General features: G+C 64.6%; 17 protein-coding genes and 1 tRNA gene. 5 read left to right on the forward strand and 13 right to left on the reverse strand.

Annotated features, from left to right (window positions below; translation table 11 throughout):
• Positions 1-90: 90 nt before the first annotated feature.
• From ACLM42_RS09735 to ACLM42_RS09750, 4 genes are all read right to left on the reverse strand, one after another.
• Positions 91-513, reverse strand: coding sequence for a photosystem I reaction center subunit II PsaD (locus tag ACLM42_RS09735; RefSeq protein ID WP_247911851.1), 423 nt, complete (start codon positions 511-513; stop codon positions 91-93).
• 121 nt (positions 514-634) lie between these two features.
• Complete coding sequence (locus ACLM42_RS09740; protein WP_415398942.1) at positions 635-1,987, reverse strand: sensor histidine kinase; 1,353 nt, start codon at positions 1,985-1,987, stop codon at positions 635-637.
• On the reverse strand, positions 1,987-3,273 hold the full coding sequence (gene rodA / locus ACLM42_RS09745; protein ID WP_247911853.1) for a rod shape-determining protein RodA: 1,287 nt from the start codon (positions 3,271-3,273) through the stop codon (positions 1,987-1,989). Before rodA ends, ACLM42_RS09740 begins: the two co-directional genes overlap by 1 nt.
• The gene (locus ACLM42_RS09750) at positions 3,273-4,373 is read right to left on the reverse strand and encodes a P-loop NTPase (RefSeq protein WP_415398943.1); all 1,101 of its coding nucleotides are present in this window, start codon (positions 4,371-4,373) and stop codon (positions 3,273-3,275) included. Before ACLM42_RS09750 ends, rodA begins: the two co-directional genes overlap by 1 nt.
• Positions 4,374-4,656: 283 nt before the next feature.
• Between ACLM42_RS09750 and hemF the strand changes: the two genes are divergently transcribed.
• Positions 4,657-5,634: an oxygen-dependent coproporphyrinogen oxidase gene (gene hemF, locus ACLM42_RS09755; protein ID WP_415400164.1), complete on the forward strand. Its 978-nt coding sequence runs from the start codon at positions 4,657-4,659 to the stop codon at positions 5,632-5,634.
• Here the strand turns inward: hemF and ACLM42_RS09760 are convergent.
• Genes ACLM42_RS09760 through ACLM42_RS09770 form a run of 3 tightly spaced genes read right to left on the reverse strand, consistent with a single transcriptional unit; the run spans position 5,593 to position 7,374 of the window.
• The gene (locus ACLM42_RS09760; RefSeq protein WP_415398944.1) at positions 5,593-6,414 is read right to left on the reverse strand and encodes a dehydrogenase; all 822 of its coding nucleotides are present in this window, start codon (positions 6,412-6,414) and stop codon (positions 5,593-5,595) included. The two genes, hemF and ACLM42_RS09760, sit on opposite strands and share 42 nt — an antisense overlap.
• A gap of 14 nt (positions 6,415-6,428) precedes the next feature.
• A complete protein-coding gene (locus ACLM42_RS09765; RefSeq protein ID WP_415398945.1) occupies positions 6,429-6,983 on the reverse strand; it encodes a cofactor assembly of complex C subunit B in 555 nt (184 codons plus the stop codon).
• Positions 6,880-7,374: a Pex protein gene (locus tag ACLM42_RS09770; protein ID WP_415398946.1), complete on the reverse strand. Its 495-nt coding sequence runs from the start codon at positions 7,372-7,374 to the stop codon at positions 6,880-6,882. Before ACLM42_RS09770 ends, ACLM42_RS09765 begins: the two co-directional genes overlap by 104 nt.
• 123 nt (positions 7,375-7,497) lie before the next feature.
• Between ACLM42_RS09770 and ACLM42_RS09775 the strand changes: the two genes are divergently transcribed.
• Positions 7,498-8,175 carry a ribonuclease D gene (locus tag ACLM42_RS09775; RefSeq protein ID WP_415398947.1) on the forward strand — a complete coding sequence of 226 codons (678 nt, stop codon included), beginning with the start codon at positions 7,498-7,500 and terminating at the stop codon, positions 8,173-8,175.
• A 9-nt stretch (positions 8,176-8,184) separates the two neighbouring features.
• Here the strand turns inward: ACLM42_RS09775 and ACLM42_RS09780 are convergent, their stop codons facing one another.
• On the reverse strand, positions 8,185-8,442 hold the full coding sequence (locus ACLM42_RS09780) for a hypothetical protein (RefSeq protein ID WP_247911860.1): 258 nt from the start codon (positions 8,440-8,442) through the stop codon (positions 8,185-8,187).
• 34 nt (positions 8,443-8,476) lie between these two features.
• Complete coding sequence (locus ACLM42_RS09785) at positions 8,477-9,736, reverse strand: lipid-A-disaccharide synthase-related protein (RefSeq protein WP_415398948.1); 1,260 nt, start codon at positions 9,734-9,736, stop codon at positions 8,477-8,479.
• A 43-nt stretch (positions 9,737-9,779) separates the two neighbouring features.
• On the opposite strand from ACLM42_RS09785, the gene ACLM42_RS09790 reads away from it, so the two are divergent.
• Positions 9,780-9,850: transfer RNA gene (locus ACLM42_RS09790), tRNA-Cys, on the forward strand.
• 32 nt (positions 9,851-9,882) lie between these two features.
• On the opposite strand, the gene ACLM42_RS09795 is transcribed toward ACLM42_RS09790, so the two are convergent.
• Entirely contained in the window at positions 9,883-10,377 is a 495-nt protein-coding gene (locus tag ACLM42_RS09795; RefSeq protein ID WP_247911868.1) for a hypothetical protein, read from the reverse strand.
• A complete protein-coding gene (locus ACLM42_RS09800) occupies positions 10,374-10,544 on the reverse strand; it encodes a hypothetical protein (RefSeq protein ID WP_247911869.1) in 171 nt (56 codons plus the stop codon). The genes ACLM42_RS09795 and ACLM42_RS09800 overlap by 4 nt, the downstream gene beginning before the upstream one ends.
• Before the next feature lie 25 nt (positions 10,545-10,569).
• On the opposite strand from ACLM42_RS09800, the gene ACLM42_RS09805 reads away from it, so the two are divergent.
• Positions 10,570-11,550 (forward strand): aldo/keto reductase, encoded by a 981-nt coding sequence (locus ACLM42_RS09805; RefSeq protein WP_415398949.1) that lies wholly within the window; start codon positions 10,570-10,572, stop codon positions 11,548-11,550.
• Positions 11,551-11,553: 3 nt separating this feature from the next.
• On the opposite strand, the gene ACLM42_RS09810 is transcribed toward ACLM42_RS09805, so the two are convergent.
• Positions 11,554-12,204, reverse strand: a complete 651-nt coding sequence (locus ACLM42_RS09810) for a hypothetical protein (protein ID WP_247911871.1) — start codon at positions 12,202-12,204, stop codon at positions 11,554-11,556.
• A 226-nt stretch (positions 12,205-12,430) separates the two neighbouring features.
• Positions 12,431-13,465, reverse strand: coding sequence for a phosphoribosylformylglycinamidine cyclo-ligase (gene purM, locus ACLM42_RS09815; RefSeq protein WP_415398950.1), 1,035 nt, complete (start codon positions 13,463-13,465; stop codon positions 12,431-12,433).
• Between the two features lie 386 nt (positions 13,466-13,851).
• On the opposite strand from purM, the gene ACLM42_RS09820 reads away from it, so the two are divergent.
• Positions 13,852-14,370, forward strand: coding sequence for a septal ring lytic transglycosylase RlpA family protein (locus ACLM42_RS09820; RefSeq protein WP_247911873.1), 519 nt, complete (start codon positions 13,852-13,854; stop codon positions 14,368-14,370).
• The last annotated feature ends 1 nt before the right edge of the window (position 14,371 follow it).

The raw sequence follows: 14,371 nt of genomic DNA on the forward strand, positions 1-14,371 counted from the left end.
CGACGGGCAGGCAAAAAAAACGGGGCGCTTAGCCCCGCCTTTATAGAGGTTGAAGCACCGACCGCTGCTTGCAGCAGTGCAGGTCCTAAATCAGGAATCGAAGGTGTTCTTGCCGGTGAATTTGATGCTGGCGGGGTTGCCGTTCTCACCGATGCGGCGAGCGTTGTGACCCACCATCTGACGACCCTCGTTCACCTTCTCGGGGAACACACCATCCTTGGGATGCAGGAACTCGGTGTCGCCGCCGGGGAAGATCCGGTAGATCTTGTAGTCCTCGATCCGGGGCTTGAACTTGGTGCGCAGCTGAGTACCGAGGGCCAGGCACTGCTCCTTGCGAGCGAAATACATGATGTTCTCGCCCTCATTCATATGAGCAGCACCACCGGTGGGCAGCTCGAAGGGTTGGACCTTGCTGCTGGTCCAAGTGATGGCGTACTTCTCTTCGGTCTCAGCGGCGTTGAGCAGACCGCCGGTGCTGCCGATGTACTTCGGGAGTTGACCGCTCAATGTCATGGCTGTTCCGGAGGGGGTGTCGGCAGACCGCAGACCGTTTCAATCGGAAGCTAGCACCGTGTTTTCAGGCGAACTAAAGCTGCCGCCCCTCTCTTCACACCCGTCAACAATGCCCCCTGAATCAGGCCACTGGGAAAAAGACCGTGAGGTCATTTCCAGAGCGCTCCGCCAACCGTCCTCCCAGGCTGTGAAACAGGCGCTGCGTGGCTTGACGGCTCAGTTGCAAACTGCCGGTCCCTGGGTTCCAACTCAACACAGGTCCCACACGCTGATGCAGGTCTTGTTCACCCTCGCTTGAAGTCAAGGCGGCGGCACTCAGCCGCAACTTCAGACGGGCCCCGGCGGGTTGAAGGCTCAGCTGCACCACCGCTCCAGCGGGCAGACCGCGGCTGAAGCGATCCATCAGCCCCCCCAAGACCGTTTCCAGGCGCGCTGGATCGGAGAGCACCGAAGGGAGCTCCGGGGTCAGACAGAGCTCCAAGTGCAGGCCGCGGCGCTGCAACTGCTGCCTCCACCCGGTTTCCAACTGACCCAGGAGCTGACTGAGATCGGTCCGGGCCAAGGCATGGGCGGGCGCAGCCCTGGTCGGCTCCCGTTGCAGCTCAGCCGCAAGAAAAATCAAGCCAAAGCGATCGATCTGCTCGCTGCATTCCCCATCGATTTGGTGCAACCGTTTGCGCACCAAATCTGTGAGGTCTCCGCGCCGCAGCAAGGAACGAATCAGGGTGCGAATCGTGGCTAAGGGTGTGCGGACCTCGTGGGTCAAGGCCTCCAGAAGGGCCAATTCACTGCTGGGGCTTGGGCTGCTCTCGGTGCCACTGCTGCGGTGCACCAAGGGCTGCAGGGTCAGGCTTGGAGCCATCGCCGCCAAGCGTTCCGCCAAGCGGGGCCAAAACAGCTGCGCCAGCTGCTCGTCGTTATGCAAGCCACCCAGGGCCTGAATCGCTTGGCGCAGGGCCTGCCCCTGCTGCGGATCGCTGTCTTGCAGGCGTTCATCCAAGAGCGATAGCGCTGCTGAGAGGGTTGGAGGGTCAAAGCGAACCACCAGCTGACGCTCCTGGGCTGGCCCCACCAGGGCCATGGCCATCTGCAGCTTCGGAGTGATCAGCACCAACAGGGGATCCGTGCCATCGCTGTCCTCCAGGGCCAAGCGCTGAAACCCCCCACTGACCGAAGGGGTGGCCGCCGCGGCCGGCAACAAGGGGGAGGTGTTCTGCAGCAGGTCCTTGAGTTCGGGTGGAGCCCAGACCCAGCCCTGAAACTGCTGCAGCAGCGTGGGTTCATAAAGGGCCGGGAGCGGAGAGGCCAACCAAACCCCGGGCTGCGCCCCTAGGGGCAGCAAAAAATCCTCTTGGAGCGTCGCCAAGGCGGCCCACCACTGCCGCCGCACGCTGTCTTCATCGCAGCGACCGGCTGGCATCCGATGGGCCAACTGGCGCCGCACCGCTTCAAAACTGCACTCCAGAGCAGCCATCAGCGGCGCTTGGCCGGCTGCTTAATCCCCCGGGCCACCGAGGCGCACAGGCCTAGGCCAATGAAGTTGACCAACATGGCTGATCGGCCATAACTCAACCAGGGCAGAGGGATCCCTGTGATCGGACCCAAGCCGATGGTCATATTGATGTTCACCACCACCTGGAACATCACCATCGCCCCCACGCCGATCACCACCAAGGACCCCACATCCGTGCGGGCCTGGCCGGCGATCTGCAACAAGCGCCAGATCCAGGCAACGAAGCCCAGAACCACCAGAGCAGAACCCAGAAAGCCCGTCTCCTCCCCCAGAGCACTAAAGATGAAATCGGTGTGCTGCTCAGGGATGAAGCGCAGCAGGGTCAGATGGCCTTGGAGCAGACCGGTGCCGAACCAGCCTCCTGAGCCAATGCCCACGGTGCTCTGAAGGAGGTGATAGCCCCCGCCCAGGGGATCTTTGTTGGGATCCAGGAACAGGGTCAGGCGGTCCCTTTGGTGCGGCTGCAGGAAGTTGTTCCATAGCCACGGGGTCCCCACGGCGAACAACCCCTGAATGGCCAGCACCGCCAGGGGGGCGAGGCGTTTCCAAGGGAGCGAGCGCGACGCGACCACCGCCATGGCGGGAATCCAGAGCATCAGCGACCAGGGGAAGACCCCGGCAAGGACCGAGGTGACCACCGGGGAGATCAAGAGCACCACCCAGGCCCCCGGCATTCCCGACCAAAACATCATCACTAGCAGGACCGCCCCAAACACCAAGGAGGTACCCAAGTCGGGCTGGATCAAGACCAGGAACCAGGGGATGCTGATCGTCGCGACCGGGCGAACCAGATCCACGGGCCGCTCAACGGGGTGGCGCGACAGGACCTGCGCCAACAGGAGGATCGTCGCGATCTTCGCGAATTCAGACGGCTGCACATTGAAGCCAGCGATGTTGATCCAGCTCTGGGCACCCAGAGCGCTAACCCCAATCAGGCGCACGGCGATCAAGCTGGCGACCATGGCCCCGTAAATGGGCCAGGTCCAGCGGCTGATCCGCTCCACCGGGACCTTGGCGAGCAGCAGGGCGATGACCAAACCAACGGCGGCCGTCACCCAGTGCTGGTACCAATCGGCGTAACCGGCTTGACGCTGGGTGCTGGCGATCAGGAATCCGGCGATGAAAATCATCGCCAGGGGAATCCACCAGAGAATTTTGTCGACGCCAGCAAACCAGCGACGCCTGCGTCCATCTCGTTTGAAAAGCAGGCCTCCGCGGCGGCGATCCCAGAAGCCCGAGAGCGTCATCAGCGGACGGTGACAGGAAGACGTGTCGCGAGCGCGGCAAAGGCGGCGGCCGTTGCCGACTCCGGCGCACTGACGGTCACGGGGCGACCACCATCTCCGCCCTGCACCACCGCCAACTCCATCGGCAACTGGGCCAGCAGCGGCACACCACTCTCATCCGCCAGGCACTGCCCCCCACCGGAGCCAAAGAGCTCGTAGCGCTTCTCCGGTGCATCCGGAGGGATGAAGGCCGTCATGTTCTCCACCACACCCAGCACCGGAACGCCGAGCTGCTGGAACATTGCCAAGCCACGGCGTGCATCCTGCAGGGAGACCATCTGAGGGGTCGTGACGATGATCACGCCAACCATGGGAACCGCCTGGGCCAGGCTGAGCTGGGCATCGCCGGTGCCCGGCGGGAGGTCAACCACGAGCACATCCCGCTCGCCCCACTCCACCTGGTAGAGGAACTGGCGAATGATGCCGTTGAGCATCGGGCCGCGCCAGATCACGGGCTGATGGGCATCGATCAGCAGCCCCATCGAAACCATGGCGATGCCGCAACTCTCAATGGGGGTCAAGACCTGCTCGTTGCCGCTGCCTCGCACCTGGGGGGTTTGATCGGCAACCCCCAACATCGTTGGTGCGTTCGGGCCGTAGATGTCGGCATCGAGCAGGCCGACCTTGAGACCGGTCTGAGCCAGGGCACAGGCCAGGTTGACCGCCACGGTGCTTTTGCCCACGCCCCCTTTGCCGCTGCTGACGGCGATGACCTGTTTGACGCCCGGGATGGCCTGGCGCTCGGGGCCACCGCCGCCATGGCCCGCAGCCCCGATGGGCGCACCGGCATGGGGTGAGGCCTGCTGCTGCGCCTGGGTCAACTCGATTTGCACGTCTTCAATGCCACCCAGCTGCAGCAGGGCACCGCGCGCATCGGCGGCAATCCGATCCCTCTGGGACGCGGCGTAGCCGGGCAGGGCGAGCTGAAAGACCACGCGATTGTTCTGGACCCGGACCTGTTGGATCCACTGCAGCTCGAGAAGGCTGCGGCCGGTCCCGGCGTCTTTCAGGGGCTCGAGGGCGGCGAGGGCCTCTGTCAGGGCCTGGTCTGCGCTGGCCATCGGGCGATTACACGGTGCTCCGGATCCTAAAAGCGCTGGCCAGCTCAGGCATCCCCAGAACACCAGAGGGTGGGATCACGAACCCTCTCGAAAACTTGTGCAGCGGCGGGTTGGACTGAAAAGGTGGTGCGAATCCCCATGCCTCACGGCGCGAGCATCGATGTTGAAGGGTCTGCTGTCCCGTGCCAAGGCCAAGCTGGCGAGTGAGACCTCGGCAACCTCCAGCCCCGTCGCTCTTGAGGCGCCCCCCGCGAACTCCCGGGAGCGGGCCCGGGGCCTAGTCATGGGCCTGCAGGATTCGATCTGCGCTGGCCTGGAGCAACTCGACGGCGGCGGACGCTTTGAAGAGGAAAGCTGGGTTCGCCCGGAAGGCGGTGGGGGCCGCTCCCGCGTGATCAAAGGCGGCCGGGTGTTCGAGCAGGGAGGGGTGAACTTCTCCGAGGTGGAGGGCACCGAGCTGCCCCCCTCGATCCTCAACCAACGCCCCGAAGCCAAAGGTCACCGCTGGTATGCCACCGGCACCTCGATGGTGCTGCACCCCCGCAATCCCTATATCCCCACCGTCCACCTCAACTACCGCTACTTCGAAGCGGGTCCGGTCTGGTGGTTTGGCGGCGGCGCGGACCTCACCCCCTATTACCCGTTCCTTGAGGACGCCCAGCACTTCCACCAAACCCTCAAGAACGCCTGCGACAGCGTCAATCCCGCCTACTACCAGGTGTTCAAGCCCTGGTGCGACGAGTACTTCTATCTGAAGCACCGCGATGAAACCCGCGGTGTTGGCGGAATCTTCTACGACTACCAAGATCCTCGGGGTGTCCTCTACAAGGGCCAAGCCCCCGAAGGCCCGGCCGCTGCCGCCGGTCAGGGCGTCGGTCAGATCCAGCAGAGCTGGGAGCAGCTGTTCAACCTGGCCAGTGCCTGCGGGAACGCCTTCCTGCCCAGCTACGTGCCGATCATCGAGAAACGGCAGAACACCCTCTACGGAGATCGGGAGCGTCAGTTCCAGCTCTATCGCCGCGGCCGCTACGTGGAGTTCAACCTGGTCTTCGACCGGGGCACGATCTTTGGCCTTCAAACCAATGGCCGTACCGAGTCGATCCTGATGTCCTTGCCACCCCTGGTGCGCTGGGAATACGGCTACAAGGCCGAGGCTGGCAGCCGCGAGGCTCTACTTACCGACCTGTTCACCAAGCCCCAGAACTGGCTCGGGGACGACTCACTGTTGGGTCGGTGCCAACCCCACGGCGCCGTGAGCTGAGACCGGCGGCGGTGCCGCCACCAAGCGGTGGCGGCCTAAACCAGCCTCCAAGGCAGCCACAACCCGTTCACTGATCACCGCCAGGGCTTGATCGCGACTGCGGGGATTGCGCAGGGCAGGCTCAAGCGGAGCCTCGAGCTTGCCGATCTCCAGCAGGGTGATGCCCCGTTTCGGACCGCCCAATCCACCACGGAAGCGCAGGGGATAGCCCCCAAAAGCGACCGCCAAGCTTTCATCCAATGAGCTCAAGGGGCGATGCAGGGCAGGGATCACTCCAGAGCCAATGCCATCAGGCCCGTAGGCATCGAAATGAATCTCGAGGGCATAGCCCCCTGCTTCGGCGTGGGCCTTGCCCACACTCCAATTCGTACGCGGATCGTCGCCATTGATGATCGTGCGCGCCGGAGGATCATAGAAGCGGATGTTTAGGCCGCGCTGGCGGCCGAGCTGAACGACGCGGCGAGCAACCTCCAAATTCCAATAGAGCTCGTCACGGATGCCGGGCTGCATCGGCCGGGCTCCGCGGATATCCACGGAATAGCCCGAGGTCCCAGAGCCGGGGATCTTCTGGGAATCGGCATGGCCAGCCATGACCAAGATCGGGACCGTACTGGCGACTTGCCGGGCCCCAATCCAATCACGCCCCAAACGACCGCGAGGCCCGGTCAGGGCATCCGCGGCACCAGGGGCTGGAGCCGGAGCCTGCGCGTCAGCGGCCAAAGCCAAGCTGGCGGCAGCCAGGCTGGCCAACAGCAGCGTGCGGCGCCGGGGAAACCTCATTAGGCCATCCTGGCTCAGATCGGCGAATGCATCAGATCACCGACGCCAAAGAGCCCGAGTTGAGGCCCCATTTCCTGCTCCAGGGCAATCAACTCATCGCGATGCGCCCGCATCTGCAAAGCACTCCCCGTGGCCTCATCGTGGCTGATTAATCGCAATTCCACGGTCTCAGCGCGAGCTGCGCGGCGGCGATAAACCACCCCCGCCAAGGGCCCCAGCAGGGTGAGCAGCAGGGGCCACCAGGCCAGGGAGGGCAGCAGCTGACACAGAACCAAGCCCAGACAGGCCGCGCCGACCCCTCCCAAGAGGGAGAGCAGCAGTGCCAAGGACCCACTGGCCTCGACCTGACCGGAGAACTTGAGCAGGCGGCGCTCCGGGTTGGCCTCTTCGGCAACCCAGCCCCGGCCCTGCAGCCACTCCGCCAGGGCTGGAAGCACCTCTAACGGGGGCTTCGAGGAGCGAATTTCAACGACGGTCGTGCGGTCCTTGCTGGCGGCCCGCAGAAAGAACACCAGGCCGATGACCAGCAGCAGCGTGAGGGGCAGGGTGGATCCCAGGGACTGGGGCATGGCTGCTGGCGTGAAGATTTCGCTCATTCTCGTCGAGCCAGTGATGCCATGGCGCCATCAACTGCTCTGCGTCGCTGCGTCGGGTCTCCAGAAGGTGCAACATCCGCCTCGGGCGCCCTCGACTGGGGCAGCGCTTGGCGTAACTGGCGATCGCGCCGTCTTGATCCAGAAAGCCCAAAGCCTGCTGCAACACGGTCTCTGAAAGCCGCAACTTGGGATGGGAGGACGAGAGGTCCTGCATCAGAGCCGTTGGATAGGTGTCGGCCTCGAGCAACCGCTCCAAAATCCAGCAGACCGCCAGCTCCAAACTCAGGTGCTGAACGGGGGGACGCTCGAAAAAAGCCCGAATGGACTCCAGACCAGACCTTGAGGGCAAGGGGCGAGAACGCATTGATGGAGAGGGCCACGCGCTAACCACCTGCTAGCGCGATCTCAGCTTGATACGCAAAAGCGACAGATGATCTTGAGATTTGCTCCTGGTCCGCGACGATGGTGAGCAGTTGAGCCCCACCCCTTGAGCAGCGCTTCCTCCGCCGTCTCCGCCCCTGCAGCGGGATCTAGCCCTGCTCGCTTCGGCGTCCTTGACCGCGATCTCACACCGGAATGGCATGCCCTGCTCGGAGCCTCCAGCGCCCTGGCGGTGGACACCGAAGCCATGGGCCTGATCCATGGCCGCGACCGCCTCTGCCTGGTGCAAATCAGCGATGAGCAGGACAACGTCTGCTGCATCCGCATCCACCGCGGCCAAAGCGAAGCACCGCTGCTCAAGGAGCTCATGGAAGCAGCCGCGATCGAGAAGGTCTTTCACTTCGCCCGTTTTGACGTTGCCGCCCTCGCCGAAGGCCTGGACATCCACGTCACTCCAATCTTCTGCACCAAGATCGGCAGCCGCCTTGCCCGCACTTACACCAATCGCCACGGCCTCAAGGACCTGGTCAACGAGCTCTGCCACGTTGAACTCGACAAAGGAGCCCAAAGCAGCGACTGGGGCCGGGTGGAGGAGCTCAGCGAAGCGCAGCTGGCCTATGCGGCCAATGACGTGCGCTATCTCCTGGCCGCCCGCGAAAGGCTGATCGAGATGCTGGTACGCGAGGACCGCCTGGCTCTGGCCCAGCGCTGCTTTGCCTGCATTCCCGTCATTTCTGATTTGGATCGCGGCCGCTTCGGCGCGATCTTCGAGCACCGCTCCTAAGCGAGGGGCTCAGTCATCCCCGAGGTAGTTCTCCTCCTCCTTGACCGCCTCAAGCAGCACATCCAGCAGCTGACGCGATTCGTGGCCCACCCCTTGGGCTTCAACGAGTAGGCGCTGGGCGATCAGCAGACGCCCAGCGTTGTCGCGAATCCCCTCCTTGGCCGCCACCAGATCGACCTTGCGGCGGGCCGAGGCGATGCTGATGCTCAAGGCACTGGCGAGCTGTCCGCAGGCTTTTGCGTAGTCCTTGTCCTGGGGAGCAGCCATGGGGCGAAGCAACGCGTCAGTTGTCAGGCCACCATCATCCCGTTGCGCCCTCCTCACCCCCCAGCAAGCGCTCTTCGAGGGCCCGCGCCAGGGCGGCGCTGCCGCCCGCTGGCCCCATCCGCTGGATGCCGATGGCGCCCAGCTGACGGGCGAGGTCAGGCTGGCTGAGCAACACCTCCGCCCGCTGGGCCAAGGCGGCTTGGGACCGGCAGACCCGAACCGAACCACCGAGCAGGCGACTCTGGCGCTCGGCAAAACCCCGCTTGAACTGGGGGCCTGGGCCAGGCAAAGACAGCGCCGGGATCCCCAGCCCGACCAGCTGCTCGGTGGCCGTCCCCGCGGAGGCCAGCCCCAGTTCCGCCCAACTGGCCCAGCGCGAGAAACAGCCGGGGCCGATCAACAGCAGGCGTGGTCCGCAGGCCCAAACCGCCGCCGCCCCGAGCTCCGCGAGGACCTCGGGAGGCTCGATGGGCTCGTAGCCCAGGCCCTGCAGCAGCAACTCCCACTCGTGGGGAGCCGGACGGGAGCCTGTCGGGGCCAGCACCAGCAGGGGCCCATCGCAGTGCACCTGAGCCAGGGCCTCCAGCAGGCGCTTGAGATTGCCGGTCGCCTCGGGCATTCGGCTACCGCCGAGCAGCAGCAGACGTCGCCAATCCCGAAGGGCCAGCGGCAGGCCCCCCTGATCCAGGCCGTCCATCATTGGATTCCCCGGCGCGATGCCGGCCACGCCATGGCGCCGCAAGCCACGGGCCGTCAGCCGATCCCGCATCGCCGCCATACGGCAGCGGGCCCCGCGCATCAAGGCCCACTCCCAGGGGTCCCACTCGCTGCCTTTGAGGCGGTGATAAATCGCCGCCAGACCCGCTGACCCCGGACCGCTGGCCCAGGTGTAATCGCTCTTTGGGGTTCCGATGAAGCCGTAGGGCCCACCGCCGGCCCAAGCCAGCAGCAAGGGCAGCAGATCCCCCACCGCTAGGACCGGATCGCCGCTCTTGCCCCAACGGCGCACAAAGCACCACTGACGCAGGGTAAGGCCCAGAACCCCAGCCCAGAGATCCGCCAACAGGCCCCGCAGGCTCTGGTTGCTGAAGCCACCGCTGGGCAGCTGCCGGCGAGGGCCCACCCTCCGCAGCAGCCCCTGCGCTTCTGCCCCTTGATAGGCGGCACCCTCACCCACCATCGACAGCACCGCCACCTCGATGTCGGGGCGCCGCTGCTTTAACGCCTGAATCACCCGCAGGGCGATCAGGTCTTCCCCATGGCCGTTGCTCAGGACCAGCAGGCGGCCAGGCATCCCGTGACTGATACGATCCGTCCCTGGGAGTTTGCTCCCAAGCGGCGGCATGGCCAAGTGGTAAGGCAGAGGATTGCAAATCCTTTACCCCCAGTTCGAATCTGGGTGCCGCCTTTGAATCGCGCAGAGCTTCGGTGCCCGGAGGCTCAGCGCAGCACCGCGTCCGCCGACCACCGCTCCCCAAAGCGCGTCTGGGCATCGCAGTGGGCCTCAAGGCCGTCGATGCTGCAGGTGCCAACCACCGGAAGGGTTTTCGGGAAGCCCACCACCAGCCCCCGGGGGTTGAACTGCGCCAAGCGCAGCAGCCTGACGCGCAACAGCACCGAGCCATCAAGCTTGCAGACCCCGTCACTGCAGCGCAGGGGCGCAGCGGAGCTGGCCCTCTCCCCCACAAAGCTCACCTCCTGCAGCAGCTCCTGATCCGGCACCGGTGCAATCAGGCTGAAGCGCAGCACCGAGGCATTGCGCTGATCGATCCGCAAGCTGCGGCAGGGCCGCGGAGCCTGTCCAAAGAGGGCCAGCTCACAGCGCTTGGGATCCACCTGCCAACGCCCGAATCCCTCTTGCCTCTCCTCAGCGGCCCAAGCGGGCGCAGCAGCACCTAGCCAGGAGACCAGCAGCAGCAAGCGCGCCGAGCTCAATAGCCGGAATCCGCCACGCACATGCCGATGCAGACCAAGCCATTGCTGGCCGTGCGGCCGCAGTGACCGCAGAGCACGGGGTCCTCCTTCTGATCAGGGGAGGTCTCCGCTGCCTTCGGCGGCGGAGCGCTGGGCTCAGCAGCCGGGCCGGGCAGAGAATTCAGCACAGTGCAAGTCCGCGATGGCTCGATCATGACAAGAGAGGCGGACCAACCGGGCATTGGCGTTGGCACCTGGGCCTGGGGCAACCAGTTCCTTTGGGGCTACGACCCCAAGCGGGACGACGGCCTGCTGGAGCAAACCTTTCAGCGCTGCCTGGAGCTGGACTTCCGCTTCTTCGACACAGCGGACTCCTATGGAACCGGGCGGCTGAACGGCCGCAGCGAGCTCTTGCTCGGGCGTTTCGCCATGCAAGCCAGCACCGCTCAGCGGCAGCAGCTCTGCATTGCCACGAAATTGGCCCCCTTTCCCTGGCGCCTCGGTCGGCATGGCTACGCCAAGGCCTTTGCCGCCTCGCAGAGGCGCCTACAGGGGCAGATGAAACGGGTGCAGCTGCACTGGAGCACAGCGCGCTACGCCCCCTGGCAGGAACCGGCCCTGATTGACGGCCTGGCGGATCTGGTGGAGCGGGGAGAGGTCGCCAGCCTGGGGCTCTCGAACATGGGGCCGAAGCGCCTGCGGACCGTCCACCGGCAGCTCCAAGGGCGGGGGATTCCGATCAGCAGCTTGCAGGTGCAGTTCTCCCTTCTGGCACCTCAACCGCTCGAAGACGGAGGAATCATCACCACCTGCCGGGAGCTAGGGATTGAGCTGATTGCCTACAGCCCCTTGGCCCTCGGCCTCCTTGGCCGAAGTGCAGGGGACCCGAGACAGGTCCCCAAAGGAACCCGGGGCAACCTCTTCCGCCGCCTGGAGACCTCGCTAAGCCCCTTACGCCAGACCATGACAGAGATCGCCGCCAATCGTCCGGGAGGCCTGGCGGCCGTAGCCATGAACTGGTGCCGAGCCCACGGGGCCATGCCAATCCCAGGGCTGCGCACTCCGAAGCAGGTCGAGCAAACAGCGGCCGCCCGCAGCTGGAGTCTGACGGGCGAGGAACGGGCCGCCCTGGATGAACTTGCCCTGATGGAAGGAGCGACACGGATGCCGGCCAATCCCTTCCAGAGCGCCTAGCGCTCAGTCTCCGCCCATCTCCGGGGAAGGATCAGGGGTCAGGACCACCGTCATTTGTTCGCGCTCAGGCGACTGCGGGGTCTCGATCCGACGGACCATGGGCACCACACGCGCACGGGGAGGCTCGGGAGCTACGGGTTCAGGCGGTTGAGGCTGAGCCTCTTCTGCCGGCTCACCGGAGCCTTCATCACAGGCGGAGAGGGCCTCCTGCAACAGCGAGTCAAACGTGGCTCCAGGCAAACGGTGCCGTGCGATCTCAAGGAAGGCACGCGCCAGGGATTCACCAGCGGCAGCCTTCAAGGCCGGATTACTGCGGCGCTGTTCCTGCTCTTCTTCGACGGCCCGGATAAAGCGTTCCGTGACATCCCGCTTGGTCGCGGCACGGATCCGCGTTTCCTGCTCCTGGGGGTTGAGATCGAGCTGCTGATCGAGCTCCTCGAGGCGGCGACACAGGCTTTCCATCACCTCCTTGGCTTCCTTGCCGACGTGAGCCAGCTGACCATCGGAGAGGCGGGGGAGATCTGCGACAAAGACCTTGCCGTGATCCCGCAGGGTCAAAAAGGTGGGTCGGACATTGCTGCGGCCGGGATAGGTGTCGCGGCGCAGGGGACGGTTCGGGGGAACGGGACCGGCGGAACTACGGCGGCGGGTCATCCGCCCCGAATTACCTACAAATGCAGCAGAAGACTGCGCGCTGAAAGACATCTCAAACAACCCTATAAACAACAGAACCTTGAACAGAAAGACATCTGAACAACGGTCAATAGAACTGAATTACGGAGCTACCACAAAACAGCTTGCGTGGAACCTAGGCAGCAACTCGAGAGCAGTTGCCTGGTTTTGGCGCGACTGAAGCAATTTGGCAGGTCCAGATCGCGGCTTAGTACGGCAAACCCGCCAACGGCTCGGCGCCTGCCTCTCCAGCCTCCACACTGCCCAGCAACCAGGCACGGTGCCCAGCCTGCTGGCAAACGCCAATGGCCCGCTCCACCTGGGCCTCAGGCAGCACCAGGGCCAGGCCCACCCCCAGGTTGAACGTGTTCCAGAGATCCCGCTCCGGCACCTCACCTTTCTCCTGCAACCAGCGGAACAGCGCGGGACGCTCCCAGCTGCTGGGGTCGATGCGGCCATGGACTCCGGCAGGGAGAGTCCGCGGCAGGTTTTCCGGCAGTCCGCCACCAGTGATGTGGGCCATCCCGTGGAGATCGAGCCCGTCCTGCAGCAGGCGCTGAACAAGCGACGGATACAGAACTGTGGGCTCCAGCAGGGCATCCAGCACCGGCAGTCCCGCGCCCTCCAGCGGCGTGGAAGCGGTTACCCCATGGGCCTCCAGGATCCGGCGGACCAAACTGAAGCCATTGCTATGGACACCGCTACTGGCCACAGCAACGATGCGATCGCCCGCTTGAACGCGGCTGCCATCGATCAGGGCGTCCTCATCGACCACCGCGACGCAAAAGCCGGCGAGGTCGTAGCGCCCGGGGCCATAGAAACCGGGCATTTCAGCGGTCTCACCGCCCAGGAGAGCGCAGCCGCTCTGGCGGCAGCCGTCGGCGATGCCCTCCACCACTTCAGCCATGGCCTCGGGCGCCAGCTTCCCGGTGGCGATGTAGTCGAGAAAGAACAGAGGTTGGGCACCGCTCGTCACCACGTCGTTGACGCACATCGCGACGAGGTCGATGCCAACGCCGTGGTGACGGCCATGGGCCTGGGCCAACTCCAACTTGGTCCCCACCCCATCGGTCCCCGAGACCAACAGGGGTTTCTTGATCCCCTCAGGAATGCGGCAGAGCCCGCCAAAGCCGCCCAGACCACCGACCACCTCGGGCCTGCGGGTGGATTCAACGCTTGAGCGAATGCGCTCCACAAACGCGCGCCCAGCCACCACATCAACGCCAGCGGTGCGGTAGTCCATGCCCTAGACGGCCCATCTCTCTTCTGATCCTGCCCCGTCAGCCACCCCCGAAGCCCAAAAACAAGTGGACGATCTCAAAATCGCACCAAGACTTGATTAGCGGCACTGATCAAAGCAATGACTCCTGCTAATTGGAGCCCGGCAATTCATTTCTCCTAAGCCCTGATGAAAAGAGAGTTTTTCAGCGAGATTGCCAATCCTGATGAATGCAACCGAACCAAAGTGTGAGGAGACGTTGATGCAAAGCCGGCTAACTTCCGACTGACCTTTTAAGCCCCAAGGAACACCTCCACGCATTCGCAACAGAAACTGCGCGTTTCTGTCGCCACTGCCAACGAGTTGAAGCACAGCCAGTCGCCCTCCCGCGACTAGGTGTTCCGGTTGTTATGCGTCGTCTTTCTCTCCTCGGCGGATTCGCGCTCCTGCTCTCTGGGAGCAGCAATGCCAATCCGGTTCTGGCCATCAAGAGTCCAGCAATCCCCGAGATCCCCGCGGCCAAGGCCGTTGCCCTGCGCAGCCTTGAAACACCCGGGAGCGAGTCGGAAGCACTGAAAAAGCCTGCTGCTCCAGCTCTTCCCATCGCGGCTCCATCCGCGCCCCGCGTCCGTGCCGTCAGCACCGGAGAAGCCAGTTGGTATGGCCCCGGTTTCTACGGCAACCGCACCGCCAACGGCGAGGTCTTCCGACCCGGCACCCTGACCGCCGCACACCGAACCTTGCCGTTCGGCACCAAGGTCCGCGTGACCAACCTCTGGAACGGCCGCAGCGCCATTGTTCGCATCAACGACCGGGGCCCCTTCCACGGCCGCCGCGTCATTGACCTGGCCCACGGTGCCGCAAGCCAGCTCGGCCTGGTCTCCAGTGGAATCGCCCAGGTGAAGCTCGAGGTGCTGCAAGCTCAGTAGG

This window comes from Synechococcus sp. W4D4, from assembly GCF_047716805.1.
In the GTDB taxonomy this organism is placed as follows: domain Bacteria; phylum Cyanobacteriota; class Cyanobacteriia; order PCC-6307; family Cyanobiaceae; genus Vulcanococcus.